Below are 21,515 nucleotides of genomic sequence, written 5' to 3'. Positions count from 1 at the left end.
CGGCCATGGGTACGGTCGTTAAAGCCAAGCGCGACGGCTTTCGTCGCGCCGGACTCGTCCACTTTGTGGCGGGTACGTTCTATCCCGATGGCGAGCTTTCCGAGGTTCAGTTGACTGTGCTGCGTGCAGATCCGCATCTGCTGGTGGTGGAAGGCGTTCAGGAAGATGCGCTCCAGGTAGACATCGAGCAGCAAACCGAACTGATCCAGGAAATGGGCGCGACTATCGCCGCTCTGGAGCACTCGCTGGCAATCGCAAACGATCAGTACGACGTGGCTGCTGTGCTGCTGGCCTCTTTACGGGACCAGCAACTCGCCGCACCGGCTCTGATTGTGGCCGAAGCCCGAACGCTGCTGCCAGCAGACCCAACGGCAGAAGGTGTGATTTGCATCGCAGGGGATGCGCTGCTCGCACTGATCGGCCAACACCTTCAGCCTGTGCAGGTCAGCGCGGAGAAGCCAGACGATGAGAGCGATCCAACTTCCAACGGCCCTGCCAGCGATCCTGAAGCGTCGCAGAACTCGACGCCGGTTGCGCCAGTTTCTCCGGCACCTGGTTCTGACCCAGGTGTGGTGAAGGCCCAAAAACCGAGCAGCAAGCGCACGCATGCGGACAAGAAGGCAGCCGGCGAATGAATCTCTCGCTGCCTAGCGCGCTGATCCTGGTCAATCGCTTTGGTGCCTCGGAAATGGCCTCGCTGGCTGTGCCTGACACCAGTCGGCCCATTGAGCCGGAGCTTTTGGAAGCGGCGGCAAAGGGCGAGTCACTGGATGGCTGGGACGCAATGGACGTGGCGTCGGCTGTGGCAGCGATGGCACGGATGGCCGATGCGGCTACCCGTGCTCGGAGCGAGGTGCAGTATTACCTCCGCTACCGCCAGCCTGGTGAGGACGCGCCAGAATGGGTCACGGATGACCTGCCGGAGCTGACCCGCTTTCACCTGTACGGCGAAAAGGCCAATGCCGAGTCAGCTATTCGTCTGCGTTATCTGGACATCATCAAGCGGTTGCAGCGGCTGGCTGACGAGGACGAGAAGCGTGGTGCATCAGAGTTGGGCTCATCGGGGCTTGAGATTGTTCAGCAGCCCCGGATGTTCAGCCGTCGCACGCTGAGTCGCCTGTAATGCTGGGCGAACTGGAAGACGCCATCCAGGCGCGGCTTGCAGAGCTGAAAAAGCAGCTCCCACGGCTGCACCTGGACAGCTACGGCGGCGAGCTAAGCGATCCAGATTTGCTGGCCGACATACTCAAACTGACCCCCAGCGTGCTGATCACCACCCCTCGCGTGGTGTTTAGCAAGGCTGGCCAGAGTCGCCGATTCAAGGCGGCTGTGGTGTTCCGACTGGTCATTGCGAGTGCATCGGTACGCGGCGAGCGTGAAACCCGACGCGGCACGGTGGCCAGAGATCCGGGCAGTTACTGGGTCTGGGAATCCTGCATGCGCCTCCTGACTGGATGGCAGCACAAGGAAGGCGGCGCGAGAGTCTCGCCGACCGAATTCGCCAACCTGGTAAATGGCAAGTTTCAGACAAGCCACCTGTCGGTGCTTGGGCAGAGCTTCGCTATCGAACTGGACTGGCTCATTCCGGAAGAGGACATGCCGCTCCTGGAAGGTATCGACCTGACTTACCACGTTCCATCGGACAACCCGGAAGGCGTTGTCACCGACAAGATCGAATTGAGGAACTTGTAATGCGCGTGATCGCGACAGAACACCCCGTGCCGCTGATGCCGGTCCCCGGCGAGCAAGAAACGGGGCACATCAAGCCTGAACCCGCCGAGCCGGTGACAGTTCAAGAGCACTCTTACTACCTGCGCCGCATCGCTTCGGGCGAGCTGAAGCGGGTTAAAGAATCGGCCAAGTCCTCGACCAAAGGCAGTGCCAAAGACGCCGCTCAGGAGGGCGAACAATGACCATCAGCTTCGACACCATTCCGGCCAGCATCCGCAAGCCTGGCGTGTACATGGAGTTCAACACGACTCTGGCGGTCCGCAATTTGCCGACCAATGCGCAGAGTATCTGCCTGATCGTCCCACTGGATGCAGGGGCAACGGCTCAGCCCAATGTCCCCGCTCAAGTGTTTAGTGCGCCTGAGGCCCTTGCCCAGTTCGGGGCTGTGGCTCAGGAAATGGTGGCCGCAGTGATAGCCACCTACCGTTATTGCGCCGTGTCGTGCGTCGGTGTCGCGGTCAGCGGCAGCACCGAGCCGGATATTTCAGGGGCTTTGGCGGCTACTGCGTTGGGCGGCTACACCATCCTTGTTCCTGCTTGGTTCAGCCAAACCGCGCTGACGGCATTGCGCACTCACATCGACACCTACACCGATTCGGTCGAGCAGCAGTCCATCCTCGGCGTGGCAGCGGTTATTTCGACCCTGTCGGCGGCAACTACGCTGGCCGCTACTCTGAACAGCGGTGCCATCACCATCGCGTTGTTGCCCGGCACCACCTCCACCGCTCGCCAGGTCGCGGCGGCGTACGCCGCCATGATCGCATCGGAGGAAGACCCGGCGCGCCCTCTCAACACTCTCGCGCTGACGGGTATCGCTGTGCCGCCCGTCGCCAGTCGGCTGGGCCGGACCGAGCAGGAGGCATGCCTCAAGAACGGCATCACTCCGCTCGAAGTCGGTCCAGGCGAACTGGTGCAGATCGTTCGGGCAATCACCACCTACACCAAGAACGCAGGCGGTGCCACGGATGTCGCGTTGCTGGATTTGACCACCATCCGAACTCTGTATTACGTGCGCCAGGCTTGCCGCGACCGCATTCGCCAGCGCTTCCCTCGCGCCAAGTTGTCGAGCAAGACGCCAGGCGCAGTTCGGAGCGAACTGCTCGATGTGCTGGAGAAGTTGGAACAGTTGGAGATCGTGGAAGAAGTTGCAGCCAACGCTGACAGCCTGGTCGTCGAGCGCTCTACGCAGGACGCCAACCGCCTGAACGGTGCCATTCCAGCCGATGTCGTGAACGGTCTGCATGTGTTCGCCGGTCGCATCGACCTCTTGTTGTAACAAGGAGCCAATCCCATGTCGGATAACTACGTCTCACAGATCGTCCTGACCATCAACGGTTCGGATTACGAAATCAAGTCGCTGGATCACACCATGAAAACAGGTCGGGTTGTGGTCAAGACCATGAACCGCGCTGGTGTTCCATCCGGCACCGCCGCAGGCATCGAGGAGCACGATCTGCGTGTCTCGGTCGCCATCCCCAAAACCGGCGAGCCGAACTGGCGAGCCATGCTCGACGCCAAAATCACCATCGAACCGGTCGACGGTGGCGGCAAGAAAGAAAGCTGGACGGGTGTTTCGCTGATCGAACTGGGCAGCAAGTACCAGCTTGAAGGCGAGGCCACTCGCGACCTGACCCTTTCCGCCCTCAGATATTCGTCTTCGGAGTAATGAAATGACCAGTTCTTCCAAAGCTTGGGATGGCTTGACCACTTCCGGCCAACTGCGAATCGGCGTGCTGTACGCAGGCACCCGTCACAAGGCCTTCACGCTTCGGGTTCCCGTGGCCGGTGACATGGTCGCTGCCCAACAGGCTCACCCCCAGGGTCCGCTCCAACTCATCACGGTGGAGGCATACCGCCGCCAGTTGGTGTCGCTGGGCGACATTCCCCCGGAATCGCTGACTACCGAACTGCTCCTGGAGCAACTCGCGGAGGTGGATCTGGCGATGCTGGCCGAGGCCGATGAGGCGTTGGAAAAAAAGCTCGCGCTGCCGAGCGAGGCAGCACGCTCGCCTGGCGACGAATAGAACACGCCCTTGTCCGGCACGGTTACCGGCTAGACGAGATCCGCAACATGACCCAGTCAGAGATCGATACCCGTATTGATCTTCTCCTGGGGCGCAGGAAGAACACGTCCCGGTACGTTGCCAAGGGGAAAAAGAAGAAATGAATCAGCATCAATCCGTACCGCTGACTGCGGTCGAGCTTCAGACGCTGGAGAACAACGTGCGAGCCAGGCGCGGCGCTGCTGTGTTGGTGGTCGGGGCCAAGTGTCCGATGGAAGCCTTTTAGGAGGATCTGCGGGAGTCCGCCCAACGCCTGGGCTTCCTGCCAGAGGGCGATGGTCGATTCATCATCAATCTCAAGCCTGGCGGCGGTGCCGAGCTGGGTTGGGAGCCGGTCAAGACCCCGGAACCGGCCCCCACCATTCACTGATTCAAGGCCCGGAGACGGGCCTTTCTTCTTTATGTAAGACCGTGTTGGAGTCGAGCAATGAGTGATTTACGGGTTGCCCTGCGGATTCAAGCGAACTCCGGCAACAGTCGCCGCGAGGTTCAGGCCATTGAGCAGAGTCTAAAAAAGACCGCTCGGGACGGTGCCAAAGCCCTTGGCGACGAAGCGAACAGGACCGGGGCTGCCCTCAGCAGATCCGCCCAGACCGGAGCTGCGAGCTACAAGATCGTGCGTCAGGCGATGCGCGACGCAACACAAGGCCAGGGCGTGTTCCGGCAGGGCGTGCTCCAGTCGACCGGCGAACTGAAAAGCATGGGCCAGGCCGGACGCCAGGCAGCGCGAGAAACCAAAACCGAGTTGGCCAAGGCCGCTAAAGAAGGCGCGGACCAGCTCCGCCAGTCTGTCGACAAGACCGAAGCTAGCATGCGGCGTCTTGCGCAAACTGGCGGCAGCAACTTGCGTCTACTCAAGCGCTTGGCGGGTGGCGTCCGAGATGAGTTCAACCGCTTGAAGGGGTTCAGCCAGAGCGCACAGGGCAAGCTGGCCGGTCTCGGCATCGGCGTCGGCGTCGGTGCGGGGCTTACCGGCAGTGCCAAGCTGGACCGCTCGTTGATCCGAACCCAGCAGACCGCTGGTATGACGAACGAGGAGCGAGAAGAGTGGCGAGACGAGGGTTTCCGGATTGCCAAGAAATATGGCCTCGACCGCACCGATGTTGATAGCGGCTTCAATACCTTGATCGCATCGGGCGTGAACTACGGCGCGTCCAAGAAGACTGCCGATGCTATCGGCCAGGCAACGGCAGTCACTGGCGCAGATTCGGCGGTGCTGGGTAAAGCTGTGGTCGCGGGTGCCAGCGCCTTTAACCTTGATCTGAACAAGGCGGGTGTCGCGCTGGATCTGCTGCAAAAGATGACGGTAGCTGGGCGGCAAGGCAACGCCGAGCTGGAGAACCTGGCCGACCTGTTTCCGAAGATCGGTGGTGCGGCGCAAGCAGCGGGCATGTCGTTGGCGCAGGCTTTGGCATTCACTGAAACTCTCTCGACCGTCGAGATGCAACCGGAACGCCTGGGCACGCTCGCCGAATCGACTCTGCGGGTATTCAGCAACAAGACTTATCGTGACCAAGTTACGAAAGCATCGGGCGTGAAGTTCTTTGACAAAAAGGGTGCATCTCGGAACCCCGAAGAGGTATTTGCGGATTTGAAACGCAAATACGACGCGATGAAAACCGACGAAGAGCGCGGCAAGTTTATGGGTGTGGTGTTCAAGGGAATGGACCAAGACACCATTCGCGGTATGCGGATCATGCTTGGCGGTAATAAACTCGACACATTCAAGGAACAATCAAAAGACATTCAGGGCGCTAAGCCGATTTTTGAAAGCGACCTCAAGGACAACGTGGAAAGTGCTACAGGTGCTGGGGCACGGGTGAAAGCCACTTTGGGTGAGGCTATTGACCGTATGTCCAAGCCACTTAACAAGGGCTTTGCCGAGTTCGGCAGTTACTTGCTCGATGACTTGCATCTTTCAGGTGAGCAAATGTTGGCGGGTGGCGCTCTTGCCGGTGTTGGCGGTTATTACGCTGGTCGCGGTGCCAAGGCGGGTGCTGGCGCGCTTATCAATAAGTTTATGGGTGGGCCTGAGACTCTCAAGAATATTGCTGTTGGCAAAGTGTTGGAAGAAGCAACGGGCGTAACTTCGGTCTTCGTTACTAATTGGCCTGCGGAAGGAATCACTCCGTCAGTGCCTGATATCAGTAAAGGAACCAAGAAGTCTATTCCTCCCGAAACGGTAGGCGTTATAAGTTTGGCCGCAGTTGCTGCATTCACCAGCGGCTCTTCAGAGAATACGGATGAAGGTCGGTTGCATGCCGCAGAAAACTCCAAGTTGGGAACTCCCGGGCAGAAGACCTATAACACTTCGTTTTACAAGAATCGCATTGAACTCGCCAAGAGCAACCCCGATGCGTCAGGCGATTGGTTATCCAGTCAGGCCCAACGCTTGGCGTTAGAGCAAACCGGGCTGACGCCTGCGGGCAACTCTGCGGCAGGTGCCGTTAATTGGGCCCAAAACACTGCAAACCGTCTGACTCAGGCGGGTATCGGGCCACTTCAACAGGGCGCTGACAACATGGCAGAACAGCGGTTGAGGTCACTGATTGTTAAGCCGCTGGTTTTAGAGTTGCGGCTTAACTCTGAAATGGTTCAAGCCGAAGTTGAGCGCAGAACCGACATTCAAGTGAGGCGCGGAAATTGAGCTGGAAAGAGAACTTGTTGGACGCCTCATTTCGAGGTGTCCCGCTCGACGTTGTCGACGAGAACTTGGAAGCCCAGCGCTTCCTCAGCCAGCACGGCACTCCCTACAAAGATGGTGATTGTGTTGAGGATCTTGGCCGGGGTGCCAGGGTGTTCGCAATGCGGGTCATCTTCAATGGCCCGAACTATGAGTTCTCGTTGCAGGCCCTGCTCGATGCTCTGGATACCAGCGGTCCAGGTGAGCTGGTACACCCGATTTATGGCAGCCTCTCTGTCGTCGCGCAGTCGTGGAAAGCGCACCACACTGCCGAGCGACCCGACTTTGCAGAAGTGGATCTGCAATTTCTGGAGGACACCCCGGACAATCCTTTCTTTGATCGGGATCTGGTGTGGACACTGGTTAGATCCGGATATGCAGAGGATGAAACCACATGGCAGGACGGAGTCTTTGACCTCCTGGCCAAGGTCGATTCCTTGGTGGCCGACATTCAGAGTTGGATCGGCGGCGGGTGGACTGGCCTTCTGGAAAAAGCATTGGGTCTGCCCGGCATTGGATTGCGCTTGCAGCAACTGCGTAGCCAGATCATGGGCGTGGTGTCTCAGGTCGTCAGTCTGTTCACCAGTAACCCGCTGTCTGCGTTTGATCCGCTGCTGGACTTGGCCAGGACACCAACGGAGATCCGGGCGGCCATCCAGAACCACACGCCGTCGACCTCGCGTGAGCTGCTGTCTCGCAGTGGCATTCCGGCAACGGCGCCCGGTAATGAAAGCTTGACCGCGCAGGCTTCGCGAGCTGCTACGGCGCTCCTGATCAGTGCGCGCCAAGGCACTGAGCCGGATGCGTCGGTGATTCCCGACAGCATGCCAACTGACCCTGTCGAAGCGGCCAGTTTGGCACTGGTGGTGCTGATCGTCACCGAGACGGCGCTGGCGAACGCGCAGGCTGTATCGGTGATCATCGAGGACGAAGCGGACACTCAGACGCTTAGTCCCAGCGACTTGGAGGCGCTGGTCAATCTGTCCAGGTCGCTCCTGGAGTCGGCGATCCTTCTGCACCGGCGCTTGTACGACGTGCAAACCGCACTGCCGGTGATCGATGCGCTACGCACTATCGCCGGACTGATCCAGGCCCGCGCTCGCGCAGTGATCCTCCTGAGTCCGCCTCTGGTCGAGCGCACGGTCGAATCAGCCGCGAACCTGCGGCTACTTGCCCATCGCTGGTACGGCGACCACTCGCGGGCCATTGAGCTTGCGCGCCTGAATCCAGATCTGAGCGCTCCCTACAACATCCAGCCCGGTGAGGTGCTTCGTGCGTATGCAGACTGAATCTATCAAGTTGACCATTGGCGGGCTTACCCATGACACATGGGACGGCTGGTCGGTAGAGTCGGATTTGCTCACCCCATCTGACGCCTTTGAGCTGGAGCTATACGTTAAAGACACCGTCACTCTGCCTTCTGTCCTGGTCGAGGGGGCAAAGTGCACCCTTAACCTTGGCCGTGACAGGGTGCTGACCGGCCAGATCGATGAGTTTGAGCATGACGTGAACCGCCAGGGCATTGCGATTCGCGTCAATGGCCGCGACGGCGCTGCTGCTCTGGTCGATTGTTCGTGCCCGTTTGTGTCGGTCAAAGAAGCGTCGTTGCTTGAGATCATCAACCTGGTGGTGAAGCCGCTGGGGATCAGCAAGATCAGAATTCAGGCGGATACCGCCAAGACCCGCCGTCGAGTGCAGATTGAGCCGGGCCAGTCCGCCTGGGAGGCCCTGTTGCAGGCTGCTGAGGCCAATGGTCTCTGGCCATGGTTTGACCCTGACGGCACATTGGTCGTGGGTGGTCCCAACTATGAGGCCCCGCCGGTTGCCGAACTCATCCTGAACCGCGACGGAGTGGGGAACAACGTCGAGCGCCTGGGCGTGCGCCGGTCTATCGCCAACCGATACAGCCAGATCACGCTGCTGGGCCAGCATGGGCAGTACGACAACGATGGTCTGGACACCAGCCGTTCACACCTGCGGTCGGTTATCCAGGACGAGACGTTGGCCAGACGGGGGATTTTCCGGCCAAAGGTGGTGATCGACAGCAGCACTGAGAACCAGGACATGGCGACTACCCGCGCCCGCAAGCTGCTCGCCGATAGCCGCTTAGAAGGTTTTGAAGCCAGGGTGATTGTGAAGGGTCATCGTTGCAGCACCGGGGCGGTTTGGACGCCCGGCCAGCGCGTATGGATTCGAAGCGAGCCCCATGGGCTGAACGCCATTTTCTTCCTCATGGCTCGCACCCTGCGACTCACTCGGAGCCAGGGCGCAATCACCGAGCTTCGTCTGCGGGAGGACAGGATGTGGGTGCTCGATGGTGCGAAGCTCAAGAAACACAAGGGCAAAAAAGGCGACAAGGATGCGGCATTCATTGAGAAAGTAAGGGGGGCTGTGATGAAGACATTAGGACGGATCATGCGCGAGCAGGCGGCCCGCGACCGCCGAAACGTGCGCCAGGCGTTTCGCGCAGTGGCCAGCACTACAACTCAGGGAAAGTTGATCGGAGTGCAAATGCAGGCGCTTGCTGGTGAAGCGGTGTCGGGAGAGTTGTTCCAGCACTACGGATTCACGTCGTCGCCGCTACCAGGTGCCGAATACATTTGCATCCCGGTAGGAGGCACTAGCCAGCACGCGGTCGTAGTGGCCAGCGAGGACGGACGCTACAGACTGACGCTGAAAAACGGCGAGGTCGCGTTGTACACCGACGAAGGGGATAAGGTGCATCTCAAGCGCGGTCGGGTGATTGAGGTCGAGACAGATACTCTGACGGTAAAGGCGACCACAAAGATATCGTTCCAGACGCCGCTGTTAGAAACGAGCGGCACGGTGACGATTGAGAAAGGTCTGGCGGTTAAGGGCAACATCGTGACCACCGGCAGCATCGGCGCCAGTGGCAACATACTCGCGCAAGGCAGCATTTCTCCCAACTCCAGCGGCACGATTTCCATGTGACACCTGATCTGACCGGGCATTGGATTAAACGGTCTGGAAAGACCGCCCGGTCAGGTCTACCACCATCATGCCTGTATGGACGCAGGCATAGACTCAACATCAGGCGACTTAACTGGCAAGCGTATCAAAACGCTGGCTAACGCCATTTATCTCCGGCTCACAGTGCCGCTTGGTTCCTGGTGGGCCGATCCCACTGTGGGCTCCCGCTTGTACCTCCTTCGCCGTTCCAAGGATCTGTCCAGGGTCGGCAAACTCGCCAAGCAATACGCAGCCGAGGCACTCCAGCCGCTGGTTGACGATGGGCGAGCCAACTCAGTTTCGGTCGACGTCGAACAGCCGCACAACGGTTGGCTGCTCCTGCTGGTCACTGTGACCGACAGCGCAGGCGTCGAGCATGTTTTTCAGCATCCTGTAAGGGTTATCTGATGGCGCTTTCAGTACCCAGTTACGATTCCATTCTCAGCAATATCCTGCGCGACATTCGCAACGTCGACCCCGAGGCTGACATAACTTCAGATAGTGACAACTACGTCCGCTCGGCCTCTTTTGCGTCCGCGCTTGAGGGCTATTATCAGAAGCTCGCTTGGGTGTATGACCAGATATTTGCCGACACTGCGGACGATGATGAAGTCATTCATGAAGCGTCGTTGCGCGGTCTGTTCCTCAAGAGTGCGGTCGCGTCCGGTTCCTCTGTCGCTCTGACCGGCACTGCGGGCGTTGGGGCAACCCTATTGCAGGGGGCAACCATGACGCACGTTGCCAGCGGTGCTGTGTTCGTGGTCGCGGCTAATGCGACGCTCAACAGCTTGGGCGTGGGTACGGCTACGGTGCTCGCGCAAACCGCTGGCGTGGCTGCCAATGGCCTTATCGGAGCGTTGACGCTTAGCAGCCCACCCTTAGGGATGGATACCGGTGCAACCTTCGTTTCGGCAACGGTCGGTGGCGAAGATGAGGAAACCGTTGAGTCACTCCGCGCCAGGCTCCTGGAATTGATCCAGGAGCCACCTGCGGGAGGGGCGGACTATGACTACAAGCGATGGGCCGAAGAGGTCGACGGCGTGGCCAGCGCTCTGGTTCTGCCCGGTCGCCGCGGCGGTGGCACTGTTGATGTGGTGATCACCGGCAGCACAGGTGTTCCCACTGCGGACACTATCGCCGCGTGCCTGGCGCACATCCTGAGCGTTTGCAGTGTGATCGCGGATGTCGCGGTGTTCGCGCCGACGCCGCGTGTTGTGAATTCCCAAGCCTCGGTCGAGTTGGCCAGTGGGTACTTGCTCGCAGACGTGCAGATCGCAGCGCAGAAAGCCTATGACACGCTTCTGGGCGCGTTGAAGCCAACAGACAGTCTCAAAAAATCTCAGATCGAGGCCATGGTCAACAACCTGGCTGGCGTCACGGATCGGCTTGTCTTGACTCCCGCGTCCAACATCGCGGCGTCTGATGATCCGGTGCTGGTCGGCTGGATACGGCCCGGAACCATCACTTTGGGGCTCATGTGATGAGCGCCCTCGGCGACCAGCTTCGCGCATTGCTGCCACCTGAGGCGTACAGCCTCAATGCCGCGAAGCTGACCGCAGTCCTTGAGGCCGAGGCTGCGGCCCTGGCAGGTGCCACATTGGCAACTGACCAAGTTGCTTCGGCCAGGCTGCCCGACAGCGGTACTGGCCTTGCTGATTGGGAGCGTGTGTTGGCTCTCCCAGATCCGTGCCTGGTCGGTGTGTCCCAGTCCACCGGGCAGCGTGTAAACGCCGCCGTTAGCAAGTGGAAAGGTTACGCGGGCCAGAGTGCCCCGTTTTTCATCGCCATGGCGAAAGCCCTGGGTTACGACATCACCATTACCACTTTCAGACCAGCTCGCGCAGGCATTGCGCGAGCGGGCGACCCACTCAATGGAGGCGATTGGAACTGGACGTGGAGGGTAAACGCACCTGCGGTGACGGTCATACCTGCGGTGGCCGGTGTGGCTGTCGCAGGAGATCCCCTTGCGGCTTGGGGCAACAAGACGCTGGAGTGTCGGCTTAGCCAGTTGAAGCCAGCCGAGTCGATTCTTTTATTTGGTTACGGAGCAAGCTGATGAAAAAAATCAGTGACAGTACATCAACGGCAAATCCAAACGGCGAGTTCACCGAAGGCTCCCCAGCCGCAGGGGTTCCGGCAACGCTTATAAAGGCTGATTGGTTGAACTCGATCCAGCGCGAGATCCTCGCTGCAATCGGTGTCGCAGGCATTCCCCAGAGCCCGACGGACGACGGCCAGCTTGCCAAGGCTCTCAAGTGGTTGGGGTCATGGAAGAACCTCACAGATAAGCCATCGAATCTCACCGACTATTCCATAACGATTGCGTCTCAAGTTGAGGCCGAGGCAGGCACCGACAACGCCAAGCCAATGACGGCGCTTCGGGTGGCTCAGGCAATCGCAAAGAAGATCACTCAGGCTACTGAAACCGCGTTCGGATGGGCAAAAATTGCAACTGCGGCGCAGGTAGCAACCGGCACAGATACAGCGACAATTGTCACGCCAGCGACGTTGGCGACCGCTCTTACCAACAGTTCGGGGCGTCTGTACCGGACCATACAGATCGATGCCAGCACAACCTATACCCCTGTTGCGCAAGTCAAGCGGATTGAGGTGGAGATCGTTGGCGGGGGTGGCGCTGGGGCCGGTGCTGTTGCTCTCACCAGCGGCCAGAATGCTATTGGAGGGGGTGGCGGGGCCGGAGGATACGCACACACCATTCTGGACGTAACCGACGCCATGCGCGCTGGAATCCCCGTAACCATCGGATCAGGTGGTGTCGCGGGCACATCTACGGGCGGCACTGGTGGCACTACCTCTTTCGGCACTTTCATTTCCGCTATCGGTGGAACTGGGGGCACTCGTGCCGTCGGTGGGAATACTGCGTTCTTCACGGGTGCAGGTGGTTCAGGCGGTCGGGCCGCCGTTGGTGGCGTTTTGCCGAGTGTTCAAGGTGAAGACGGCGCGAATGGCCAAAACAACTCGACTAACGGCGTTCTTTCCTGCGGTGGTGCCGGTGGCCGTTCGCAGTTAGGGGTGGCTGGCGACCTGCAAGTTGTGAATACCAACGGTAACGCCGGAGTGCGCGGTGGGGGTGGCAGTGGCGTGCTGTCTGTCTCAACGACCACCTCTTACACAGGCGGCAAAGGCGGCGATGGCTGCTGCGTCATCAGGGAGTACACCTAATGCAAACATATGCCCGAATCGATGCCTCGAAAGTCGCAGAGCTGTTCGACACGGCGGCAGACATCACCACGCTTTTCCATCCATCGCTAGTCTGGGTGCTTGTCAGCCAGCCTGGCGTCCAGGTGGGGTGGACGTATACCGAGGATGGGCTTTTCGTCGAGTCCACGCCGACCGTTTCGCTGGTCACATCGGAACTGGTGGATATCGAGCGAGATCGCCGCATTGACGCCGGAGTCCTGTTTGAGGGCGTGCTGTATCAGACTGGTGCCCAAGACCGCGAAAACATCATGGGCAAATACATGCAGGCATTGGGGGTCAAGATCACAGGAGCGGCGTGGCCTGCCGACTTCCAGTGGATTGCTGCGGATGACAGCTTTGTCCCGATGAGCCTGGACACCATGATGGCTTTCGGCTCGGCAGTGTCCGACCACAAGGAAAGGCACGTATTCGCCGGGAATGCCCTCAAGCGAATTGAGCCGATCCCTGTGGACTACGCCGACGATAAATGGTGGCCGTAGTGTGGCCTGCGGTGGGGCGGTTTGGGGCTGGGGTGGCGGTGCGGCAAGTCAGCCGCTGGCAATTTCAGCTCCTTGAAAGCCTGGTGTTCAACGATCCCATCCACGGTGTGTTAACGGTCGACTTTGGGTTTCAGAGTGACCTGGCTTCGATTCGGATGCTCCGGACTGTCAGCGTAGTTGGTGCCATTGTGGCGCTCGCAGTCGGTGCCATGGTGCCTGGTGCGCCATGGATCAGCGCCCTGTGCTGGGCTGTAGCGCTTGTGGCAATCGTCCTTTACGCGCTCCTGACAGGGTATGGCATGGCCCCGGCAATCCTCCATGACCGGCTGTATGAGGCGGGTGGCCTGTCGCGGTCGGAGTGCGATGCCGTGTTCTATAGGGCGCTGCACATGGGGGATGGGGTTGCGAAGTGGCGGGCGGGCATTTTCTGGGTAGGTGTCAGGCTCGGCGGGATGGCTCACTACGGCCCTGGTCGCGGGTAGCCAGTGCCAAAACCCGCGCTCGGCGGTGCCAAATCCGGCGCGCGCTTACATTTACAAGCATCCCTCGCGAACGTCGGAAAATGTGAAAAAATTGTAAACAGGTGATAACAATTTGCAATTACATCTGGTAATGTCCGCGCCTGCTAATGAGTCGCATTGCCAGGGAGGCAGCCATCATCCTCCTTAAGTTCGCGCAGGTGATTCGCTCCATGATGTTCCCGTCACGTCCTACGTTGCTCGCAATCTGCTGTTCCCTGAGCGTTGCCGCTCACGCCGCCGATACCCTCGAACTCGGCGCCACTGACGTCAACGCAGACGCCATCAAGACCAACTCCAACACGCTGCCCGAAGCCTTCGCCGGCGGTCAGGTGGCCCGTGGCGGGCAGATGGGCGTGCTGGGCAACCAGGACAACATGAACGTACCGTTCACCATGACCAGCTACACCTCCAAGCTGATCGAGGACTAGCAGGCCGAAGACGTGGGCGACGTACTGCTCAACGACCCATCGGTGCGCCAGTCCTACGGCTTCGGCAACCAGTCCCAGGTATTCGTGATTCGCGGCCTGCCGCTCAGCGGCGACGACATTTCCTACAACGGCCTGTACGGCGTGTTGCCGCGCCAGATCCTGTCCACCGATGCCGTGGAGCGCGTCGAAGTGTTCAAGGGACCGAACGCTTTCATCAACGGCGTCAGCCCCACCGGCAGCGGTCTGGGCGGCGGCGTCAACCTGCAGCCCAAGCGCGCGGGGGACACCCCGACACGGCGCTACACCCAGGACATCACCACCGATGGCCGCATCGGCGAGCACCTGGACCTGGGGCAGCGCTTCGGTGAAGACAATCGCTTCGGCGCGCGGCTCAACCTCAGCCAGCGCGAAGGCGAGACGGCCATCCATGACGAAGACCAGCGCACCAAGCTGTTCGTCGCGGGTCTGGATTACCGTGGCGACAACTTCCGCGTGTCCACCGACTTCGGCTACCAGAAGCAGCGCATCAACGGCCTGCGCAACACCGTGCAACTGGGCACGGCTACAGAGATCCCGACCGCGCCCCATGCCGGCCACAACTACGGCCAGGACTGGACCTACACCGAGACCGAAGACACCTTCGGCATGATGCGCGGTGACTGGGACCTCTCCGACAGCTGGACGGCCTACCTGGCCGGTGGCGCCAAGCACACTCGGGAAACCGGCGTCTACGGCACGCCGACGCTGGTGGGCAACAGCGGCCTGGCGACTGTCGGTGGCTCCGAGATTCCGCACAACGAAGACAACACCACCTTCGCCGCCGGCCTGAACGGCCACCTGCAAACCGGCCCGGTCAGCCACCAGATCGCGATCGGCGCCTCGACCATCTGGACCCAGCAGGAAAACGCCTACACCTTCTACCGCTCGACCACGGGGAACACCAACATCTACAACACCCCGAACTTGCCCAAGCCGACGGCGGTGTCGCTCACCGGCGGTGACATGGGTGATCCTGGCGTCACCGGCAAGACCCGCAACCGCAGCCTCGCGATTTCCGACACTGTGGGGCTGTTCGACGACAGCCTGTTGTTGACGTACGGCGTGCGCCGCCAGCAGTTGCGCGTCGAAAACTATTCCTACGAGGGCACCACCAACGCAGGCAGGCCATACGGCAACAACGACGGCAGCCGCACCTCGCTGTACGACGAATCCATCACCACGCCGGTGTACGGCATCGTCTACAAGCCGACCGACATTGTCTCGCTCTACGCCAACCGCATCGAGGGCCTGGCCCAGGGGCCGGTGGCGTCCGGTACCAACATCACCAACCTGGGGCAAGCTTTCCCGCCGGGCCGCACCAAGCAGCTGGAAGCCGGCATCAAGCTGGACATGCAGACCTTCGGTGCCAACCTGGGCGTGTTCCGCATCGAAAAACCTACCGATGGTTACGTCGACGCCACCCGCGCCTTGTACGTACGGGACGGCGAACAGGTCAACAAAGGCATCGAGCTGAGCGTGTTCGGCGAGCCTGTCGAAGGCCTGCGCCTGATGGCGGGCGGCACCCGCATGACGTCGGAACTGAAAAAGACCGCGGGCGGCACCAACGACGGCAACCATGCCATCGGCGTACCAACCTTCCAGCTCAACGCCAGTGTCGACTGGGACATTCCGGGGCTTGAAGGCGCAGCACTCAGCGCACGCATGCTGCGCACTGGTGGCCAGTACGCCGATCAGGCCAACAACCTCAGCCTGCCGACGTGGAACCGCTTCGATGCAGGTGCCCGGTACAAGTTCAAGGTCGACCAGACGGACCTGACCCTGCGCGTGAACGTGGAAAACATTACCGACAAGAACTACTGGGCATCGGCCAATGGCGGCTACCTGAGCCAGGGCGACCCGCGCCTGGTGAAGTTCTCCGGCACCATCGATTTCTGATCCCGCCCCACCACCTGCAGGCCGCTGGCCTGCGGGTGTCTTGCTGTGTTACCCGAATACTTCGCGGTTAGCCTCGACGAATGCTCGTACCGTTTGCGGCGCCTTGCCTGTGATGCGCTCGATGGGGCTTTCTTCACCATCGGCCCCGACAAAGATACCGTTCTGGTAATCCACCGCCACCTCCAGAAAATGCTGGATCAGGAACGCCGGCAGGCCATAGGACTCAAGGTTTTCGCGATACTGCTCAAGTGTCGACGGGGTATAGGTGATGGTGCGGCCCAGCACTGCGCTGAGTTCCTCGGCGATCTGCTTGTAATCCATTTCCACCGGCCCGAACAGCGGGTAAGTCTTGCCGATGTGCGGTTGCGGATCGCTCAGCACGGCGGCAATCAGCCGGGCCTGGTCTTCAGCGGCAATCGGCGCGTGGCGGCCGGCGCCGTAGGGCAGGGTGATGCGGTTGTCCTTGACGATGTGATCGCTCACCCACGGGAAGGTCAGCCACTCGCTGAAGAAGGTCGGGCGAATGTGCACGGTCGGCACGCCGGACCAGTCCAGCACCCGCTCGGCGATCCAGTGGTCGCGGGCGGCATGGCTTTTCGAGTCTTCGCGGGCGGAGATTTGCGACATTTCGATCACCACTTCCACACCGGCGCGGCGTGCAGCGTCGGCAAAATAGGCGGTGGCCTGGATGTAACCGGGGCTCACCGGGAAACACAGGTAGGCGCCGTTTACGCCCTGCATGGCCTGGATGACATCGTCGTGTTCGAGCAGGTCACCGACGAAGATTTCCGCACCCAGTTCGCGCAGTGCCGCGCTGCGCGCGTCTTCCTTATGGACGAAGGCGCGCACGGCATGCCCGGCGTCGAGCAGGTGGCGAACGGTGTGGACACCGGTTTTGCCGGTGGCGGCGGTGATGAGGTATTTGCGCTGCATGAGTGAATCTCCAGTAAGCGGGCGAGAAGAGCCGTGAGTAATCGGTCAGCTGTCGAAGGGGGCGTTGTCGATCAGGTCGCAGACATTGGGGCAGTCGAAGCCGTGGATGTGCCGGCGAGCGACGTCGCCAAGGCCGGTACCGATGGCTGTGTGCGGCTTCTTGCGCGCCACCTCGGCCACGGCCTGGGTGAACGCTGCCTTCATGCCCAGGCGTGGGTACAGGGCCAGGGTGTCGTCGATCAGCGAGGGGGTGATTTCGTCGATGAACAGGCCCATGACGTCAACGTGGGCACCCATGAAAATCAGGGCGATTTCCGCCTGCTTGCGGTCGGCAATGCCGGCACTGGAGTGCAGGGCGATGGCGTCCCAGACCAGTTGCGCCTTGGCGTCGGCATAGCCGTTGTCGAGCAGGAAGCGGCTGGCGGCGTCGGCGCCATCGACTTCGAAGCGCTGGTCGGCGGCAAACGCCTCGGTCAGCCCCAGGTCGTGCATCAGCGCGGCGAGGTAGACCACTTCGCGGTCGTATTTGAAGCCGCGTTTCTGGCCGAGAAAATCTGCGAACCACCAGGTGCGATGAACGTGATTGAGCAACGCAGGTGAGTGAACGCGCTGGACCAGTGACGCAGCCTTGCGGGTCAGTTCCGAATCCGGGGCCTTGAGGCCGCCGAGGGTGATGAGAGTGCTCATGGCAAGGTTCCGGTGAGAGGAGATGTCTCCAATCTAAGGATTTGCCGTTGTCATAATTGACTATTTTCAGTCGATTAGTGACAAGATGCGTTTTCCATCCTCCCCGGAGCCGACCATGAACACGCCAACCCGCACGCGCCGCGCGAGCCATCCGCAAAGAAGGGTGGTGATCCTGGGCCTGCCACCAGTGGACGCACTGGATGTGATCGGCCCGGCAGAGGTGTTCGCCGTCGCCAACCGGTCAAGTGACGGTGCTGAGCCCTATCGCCTTGAGCTCATCTCTGCCTCGGCCGAAGTCCAGTTGCAAAGCGCCACCGGCATTGCGCTGATGGCCCACAAGACCCTCGCCCAGGAGCGGCTGGATGACCTGCCCATCGATACCCTGATCGTCGCCACCGGCTGGGACCCGGACAGGGTGCTGGACCCCGAGGTGCTGGCCTGGATCGGGCAGCGCGCAGGCCAGATCCGCCGTGTGTGTTCGATCTGCGTGGCGGCCTTCGCGCTGGCCGGGGCAGGGTTGCTGGACGGGCGCCGCGCAACCACCCACTGGGGCGTCGCGCAGGCGCTGGCCGAGCGCTTCCCCAAGGTGCTGGTGGATGCCGATCCGATCTGGATCAAGGATGGCAACGTCTATACCTCGGCGGGGATCTCGGCGGGTGTCGATCTGGCGCTGGCACTGGTGAGCGAGGACCTGGGCGACCGCATCGCGCTGCAAATCGCCAGGCACCTGGTGCTGTTCCTGCGTCGTCCGGGCGGCCAGGCGCAGTTCAGCGCCACCCTGCAATCCCAGCACGCCACCGATTCGGCGCTCCAGGCATTGTGCTTGTGGATTGGTGAGCATTTGCAGACGGATATCACCGTCGAGCTTTTGGCCGACCGCATGTCCACCAGTGTCAGGACCTTGATCCGCATGTTCCAGCGGGACCTGAATACCACGCCGGCCAAGTACGTCGAGGACGTTCGACTGGAGGCGGCGCGCCGCGCGTTCGAGCTGGGTGAGCGCTCGGTGGAGGAGGTGGCACGGCGCTGTGGCTATGGCAGCGTCGATGTGTTGCGCAAGGTGTTCGTCCGGCGGCTGGGCGTGACGCCTCGGGAGTACGCAATGCGTTTTGCGCCGGTCAGGTCTCAGGCCTGGGCTTAGCGGCTGCTATCGGCAGCCCCATATCCCTGTGGGAGCGGGCTAGCCCGCGAAGGCGTCGGTCCTGACATTGATGATCTCTGACCCACTGCCTTCGCGGGCAAGCCCGCTCCCACAGGTATCGGTTAACCCGCTCTTCGGCACACATACGCCTGGGTCTGGTACGGGAAGTCGATGCTGTCGCGGCCTCGCAGGGCCGGGTGGGTGTGGATCAGTTCGCGCAGTTGCTCGGTCACCAGTGCTTTGTCGGCGTCCGGCAAGGCGGCGATGAAACTCACTGACAGGAAGCGGTTCATGATGACCGTCTCGGCAGGCCCCGTATGGCTGTACGGCAGGCAGGTCACTTGTGGCTGCGAAAACAGTTGCCCGTCGAACGGACGTCGCCACTCGCCAGTGTGAAAGCGCGGGGTATCGCCTTCATACGGGGTGATGATGCGCGTGATCTCGGCGACCCAGTCCACCGATTCATCGCGCACGTTCCACACCAGCCCCAGCCGTCCACCGGGTTTGAGTACGCGATGAATCTGCGCCAGGGCTGCGCTGTTGGCGAACCAGTGAAAGGCCTGGGCGCAGAGCACCGCGTCCACCGTGCCATCGGCCAGGGGAATGTCCTGTGCGGTGCCTTCCAGAACCCTGACGCCGGGCAGCGTCTGGGCAAATTCCAGGCGCATCGCCTGCACAGGCTCGATGCCGATCACTTCCTGGGCCAGTGGCACCAGCAGGCGGCTGAACTTGCCGGTGCCCGCTCCGAGATCGGCCACCACCGATTGCCCGTCAATGCCCAGCGTGTCGGTCAGCCAGTTGCTGATTTCCTGCGGATAGTCCGGGCGGCCCTGGGTGTAAGTCCCGGCCTGAGTCGAAAACCCCACTTGAGCGGCTTTGTGAACGAGCGTCATCGTCGGCGATCCTCCGTGCGGAAAAAATGGCCAGGGGATTATGCGCCAGTTTCCCCCGAATCGAGCACCCGACCGCGGGTGGGATTTATCGCGAATTCGTCAACAGTCTTTGTCGAGTTGCCTGCTGTTTGAGGCCAGCGCAACTGCCTAGTATCGCTCTCAACGGAGCTGCAAACAGATCAAGTCAGAAGTAGCGCTCCCGCAAGTACCGACACTTCAGTCTCAACTTTCCAGCGATAAGGTGAATGAAATGAGCTTCTCGAAAATTGCCCTGTTCATGGTCATGGGCGGCATGTTCGCACCGGCATTTGCCGACTCCGCGCACACCGCTGAAACTGCCGAAAAACCTGCGGCTGAAACCTACACGTACCAGACCAGACTGGACATCAAGAAAGTCATCGAGATGACCGATATCTCCGATGCCTGCGGCGGCCCGCTGCCGGTGCGGATGACCTACGAGGACTCCCAGGGACAGCGTCACACCGTTGAATATCAGGTCATGGGTACCGGTTGCTCGAACGGTTGATCCAGGTGGGCACGATGGAGGGTCGACACTCCATACCCGCCACGACTCACTAAACAGTTCACTCAACGCTTTCTGCCAGACCCCGCCACTTTTTCATCGGCTGCCAGCCGATCGGGAATCGAACTTTTCAGAAACTCGACCCAGGTCTTTATCTTGGCATCGACGAACTTTCTCGACGGGTAGATCGCATAAAGATTCAACTCTTCCAGATGGTAATCCGGCAATACCCTGAGCAAAGTCCCCGCCTTCAATCCCTCCACGGCCGATGCAATCGGTTGTACGCCTATTCCCATTCCGTTCTTTATCGCGATGGTCATGCCGTCTGCGGTATTCAGGTGCAGTGGCGACACCGGCACGTTGACGTTCTGCACGCCCTGCGGCCCATCGAATGACCAGCATTCAGCCGGCATCACCGTGTTGACGATGCGCAGGCAGTCATGGGTGCCCAGTTCATCAGGCGTACCCGGCACGCCGCGCTTGCTCAGGTAAGCCGGCGAGGCACACAGGATGCTGTAGGTGATGCCCAGGCGTTGGGCCACGAAGCCTGAGTCGGGCAGGTCCCGGGCCAGTACGATGGACATGTCGTAGCCTTCTTCGAGCAAGTCGGGGACGCGGTTGGTCAGCGTCAGGTCGAACATCACCGTCGGGTGGATTTCCCGGTAGGCGGCAATCGCGTTGATCACGTAATGGTTGCCGATGGCTGACATGCTGTGGATCTTCAGCCGCCCCGAGGGTTTGACGTGGGCGGTGCCGGCTTCTTCATCGGCTTCGCGCAACTGATCGATGATCTGCTCGCAGCGTTGCAGGTATCGGATGCCTGCTTCAGTGAGGGCCAGGCGGCGGGTGGTGCGGTTGATCAAGCGGGTTTGCAGACGCGCTTCAAGGCTTGAGACGGCTTTGGAAACGTTGGTCGTGGTGGTGTCGAGCAGCGCCGCTGCCGCTGTGAAGCTGCCGCTCTGGGCGACGGCGATGAAGCAACGCATGGTCTGGAAAGTGTCCATCGTTCTGGCCTTGGAAGGTGAGAAGAACGTCGAAATCAGGGATGTCCGGTGAATCTTAGCCTGCCCCGAACCCGTGGATAATCTGTTGGCGGTCAGCTTGACTTCCCGCATGTTCCTGCCGATGCGCCAGTACAACTCTGTGGGAGCGGGCTTGCCCGCGAATGCGTCAGATCTGACGCATCGAGGGCGACTGACCCACCGCCTTCGCGGGCAAGCCCGCTCCCACAAAACCTCGTTGATCGACGATCGTCGTTATCGCTCATCCCGTAGCAGTCCGGCCGGGCGGCGTTCCGATGCCGGCG

The 21,515-nt window shown here is 60.7% G+C and carries 22 protein-coding genes and 1 pseudogene; 19 read left to right on the top strand and 4 right to left on the bottom strand.

Annotation, left to right across the window (positions count from 1 at the left end):
- Positions 1–5 precede the first annotated feature (5 nt).
- The 17 genes and pseudogenes from ACIPOO_RS16105 to ACIPOO_RS16025 all read left to right on the top strand — a co-directional run bounded on the left by ACIPOO_RS16105 (position 6) and on the right by ACIPOO_RS16025 (position 16,032).
- Entirely contained in the window at positions 6–635 is a 630-nt protein-coding gene (locus tag ACIPOO_RS16105; RefSeq protein WP_400608518.1) for an HI1506-related protein, read from the top strand.
- Positions 632–1,123: a phage protein Gp36 family protein gene (locus ACIPOO_RS16100; RefSeq protein ID WP_400608517.1), complete on the top strand. Its 492-nt coding sequence runs from the start codon at positions 632–634 to the stop codon at positions 1,121–1,123. Before ACIPOO_RS16105 ends, ACIPOO_RS16100 begins: the two co-directional genes overlap by 4 nt.
- Complete coding sequence (locus ACIPOO_RS16095; protein ID WP_400608516.1) at positions 1,123–1,692, top strand: phage protein Gp37; 570 nt, start codon at positions 1,123–1,125, stop codon at positions 1,690–1,692. The genes ACIPOO_RS16100 and ACIPOO_RS16095 overlap by 1 nt, the downstream gene beginning before the upstream one ends.
- Positions 1,692–1,913, top strand: coding sequence for a hypothetical protein (locus tag ACIPOO_RS16090; protein WP_400608515.1), 222 nt, complete (start codon positions 1,692–1,694; stop codon positions 1,911–1,913). Before ACIPOO_RS16095 ends, ACIPOO_RS16090 begins: the two co-directional genes overlap by 1 nt.
- Positions 1,910–3,007: a phage tail sheath C-terminal domain-containing protein gene (locus ACIPOO_RS16085; protein ID WP_400608514.1), complete on the top strand. Its 1,098-nt coding sequence runs from the start codon at positions 1,910–1,912 to the stop codon at positions 3,005–3,007. The genes ACIPOO_RS16090 and ACIPOO_RS16085 overlap by 4 nt, the downstream gene beginning before the upstream one ends.
- 15 nt (positions 3,008–3,022) lie before the next feature.
- A complete protein-coding gene (locus ACIPOO_RS16080; protein ID WP_400608513.1) occupies positions 3,023–3,397 on the top strand; it encodes a phage tail protein in 375 nt (124 codons plus the stop codon).
- A gap of 4 nt (positions 3,398–3,401) precedes the next feature.
- Positions 3,402–3,755: a hypothetical protein gene (locus ACIPOO_RS16075; protein ID WP_400608512.1), complete on the top strand. Its 354-nt coding sequence runs from the start codon at positions 3,402–3,404 to the stop codon at positions 3,753–3,755.
- A gap of 466 nt (positions 3,756–4,221) precedes the next feature.
- Positions 4,222–6,441, top strand: coding sequence for a phage tail tape measure protein (locus ACIPOO_RS16070; protein WP_400608511.1), 2,220 nt, complete (start codon positions 4,222–4,224; stop codon positions 6,439–6,441).
- Positions 6,438–7,766 carry a DNA circularization protein gene (locus tag ACIPOO_RS16065; protein ID WP_400608510.1) on the top strand — a complete coding sequence of 443 codons (1,329 nt, stop codon included), beginning with the start codon at positions 6,438–6,440 and terminating at the stop codon, positions 7,764–7,766. Before ACIPOO_RS16070 ends, ACIPOO_RS16065 begins: the two co-directional genes overlap by 4 nt.
- Positions 7,756–9,429, top strand: a complete 1,674-nt coding sequence (locus tag ACIPOO_RS16060) for a phage baseplate assembly protein V (RefSeq protein ID WP_400608509.1) — start codon at positions 7,756–7,758, stop codon at positions 9,427–9,429. The genes ACIPOO_RS16065 and ACIPOO_RS16060 overlap by 11 nt, the downstream gene beginning before the upstream one ends.
- A 75-nt stretch (positions 9,430–9,504) precedes the next feature.
- On the top strand, positions 9,505–9,855 hold the full coding sequence (locus ACIPOO_RS16055; protein WP_400608508.1) for a phage GP46 family protein: 351 nt from the start codon (positions 9,505–9,507) through the stop codon (positions 9,853–9,855).
- Positions 9,855–10,928, top strand: coding sequence for a baseplate J/gp47 family protein (locus tag ACIPOO_RS16050; protein WP_400608507.1), 1,074 nt, complete (start codon positions 9,855–9,857; stop codon positions 10,926–10,928). The genes ACIPOO_RS16055 and ACIPOO_RS16050 overlap by 1 nt, the downstream gene beginning before the upstream one ends.
- A complete protein-coding gene (locus tag ACIPOO_RS16045; RefSeq protein ID WP_400608506.1) occupies positions 10,928–11,503 on the top strand; it encodes a YmfQ family protein in 576 nt (191 codons plus the stop codon). The genes ACIPOO_RS16050 and ACIPOO_RS16045 overlap by 1 nt, the downstream gene beginning before the upstream one ends.
- A complete protein-coding gene (locus tag ACIPOO_RS16040) occupies positions 11,503–12,630 on the top strand; it encodes a hypothetical protein (RefSeq protein WP_400608505.1) in 1,128 nt (375 codons plus the stop codon). Before ACIPOO_RS16045 ends, ACIPOO_RS16040 begins: the two co-directional genes overlap by 1 nt.
- Positions 12,630–13,148, top strand: a complete 519-nt coding sequence (locus ACIPOO_RS16035) for a DUF4376 domain-containing protein (protein WP_400608504.1) — start codon at positions 12,630–12,632, stop codon at positions 13,146–13,148. The genes ACIPOO_RS16040 and ACIPOO_RS16035 overlap by 1 nt, the downstream gene beginning before the upstream one ends.
- Positions 13,136–13,630, top strand: a complete 495-nt coding sequence (locus ACIPOO_RS16030; protein ID WP_400608503.1) for a DUF1353 domain-containing protein — start codon at positions 13,136–13,138, stop codon at positions 13,628–13,630. The genes ACIPOO_RS16035 and ACIPOO_RS16030 overlap by 13 nt, the downstream gene beginning before the upstream one ends.
- A gap of 209 nt (positions 13,631–13,839) precedes the next feature.
- A pseudogene (locus ACIPOO_RS16025) lies at positions 13,840–16,032 on the top strand (TonB-dependent receptor).
- 48 nt (positions 16,033–16,080) lie between these two features.
- On the opposite strand, the gene ACIPOO_RS16020 reads toward ACIPOO_RS16025, so the two are convergent.
- A complete protein-coding gene (locus ACIPOO_RS16020) occupies positions 16,081–16,965 on the bottom strand; it encodes an NmrA family NAD(P)-binding protein (RefSeq protein ID WP_274131334.1) in 885 nt (294 codons plus the stop codon).
- 45 nt (positions 16,966–17,010) lie between these two features.
- Positions 17,011–17,652 carry an HD domain-containing protein gene (locus ACIPOO_RS16015; protein WP_274131333.1) on the bottom strand — a complete coding sequence of 214 codons (642 nt, stop codon included), beginning with the start codon at positions 17,650–17,652 and terminating at the stop codon, positions 17,011–17,013.
- 115 nt (positions 17,653–17,767) lie between these two features.
- Between ACIPOO_RS16015 and ACIPOO_RS16010 the strand changes: the two genes are divergently transcribed.
- A complete protein-coding gene (locus tag ACIPOO_RS16010; RefSeq protein WP_400608502.1) occupies positions 17,768–18,793 on the top strand; it encodes a GlxA family transcriptional regulator in 1,026 nt (341 codons plus the stop codon).
- 122 nt (positions 18,794–18,915) lie between these two features.
- Here the strand turns inward: ACIPOO_RS16010 and ACIPOO_RS16005 are convergent, their stop codons facing one another.
- Positions 18,916–19,686, bottom strand: coding sequence for a class I SAM-dependent methyltransferase (locus ACIPOO_RS16005; RefSeq protein ID WP_400608501.1), 771 nt, complete (start codon positions 19,684–19,686; stop codon positions 18,916–18,918).
- A 250-nt stretch (positions 19,687–19,936) separates the two neighbouring features.
- Here ACIPOO_RS16005 and ACIPOO_RS16000 point away from each other — a divergent pair, with 250 nt between their 5' ends.
- Positions 19,937–20,212: a DUF2790 domain-containing protein gene (locus ACIPOO_RS16000; protein ID WP_400608500.1), complete on the top strand. Its 276-nt coding sequence runs from the start codon at positions 19,937–19,939 to the stop codon at positions 20,210–20,212.
- A 62-nt stretch (positions 20,213–20,274) separates the two neighbouring features.
- Here the strand turns inward: ACIPOO_RS16000 and ACIPOO_RS15995 are convergent, their stop codons facing one another.
- A complete protein-coding gene (locus ACIPOO_RS15995) occupies positions 20,275–21,213 on the bottom strand; it encodes a LysR family transcriptional regulator (RefSeq protein WP_400608499.1) in 939 nt (312 codons plus the stop codon).
- Positions 21,214–21,515: the final 302 nt, after the last annotated feature.

Origin of the sequence: Pseudomonas sp. NPDC090201, from assembly GCF_044746825.1 — a bacterium.
Lineage (GTDB): Bacteria > Pseudomonadota > Gammaproteobacteria > Pseudomonadales > Pseudomonadaceae > Aquipseudomonas > Aquipseudomonas putida_AD.
Note: the sequence above shows the minus strand (reverse complement) of the source record. Positions and strands in the feature narration are given on the sequence as shown.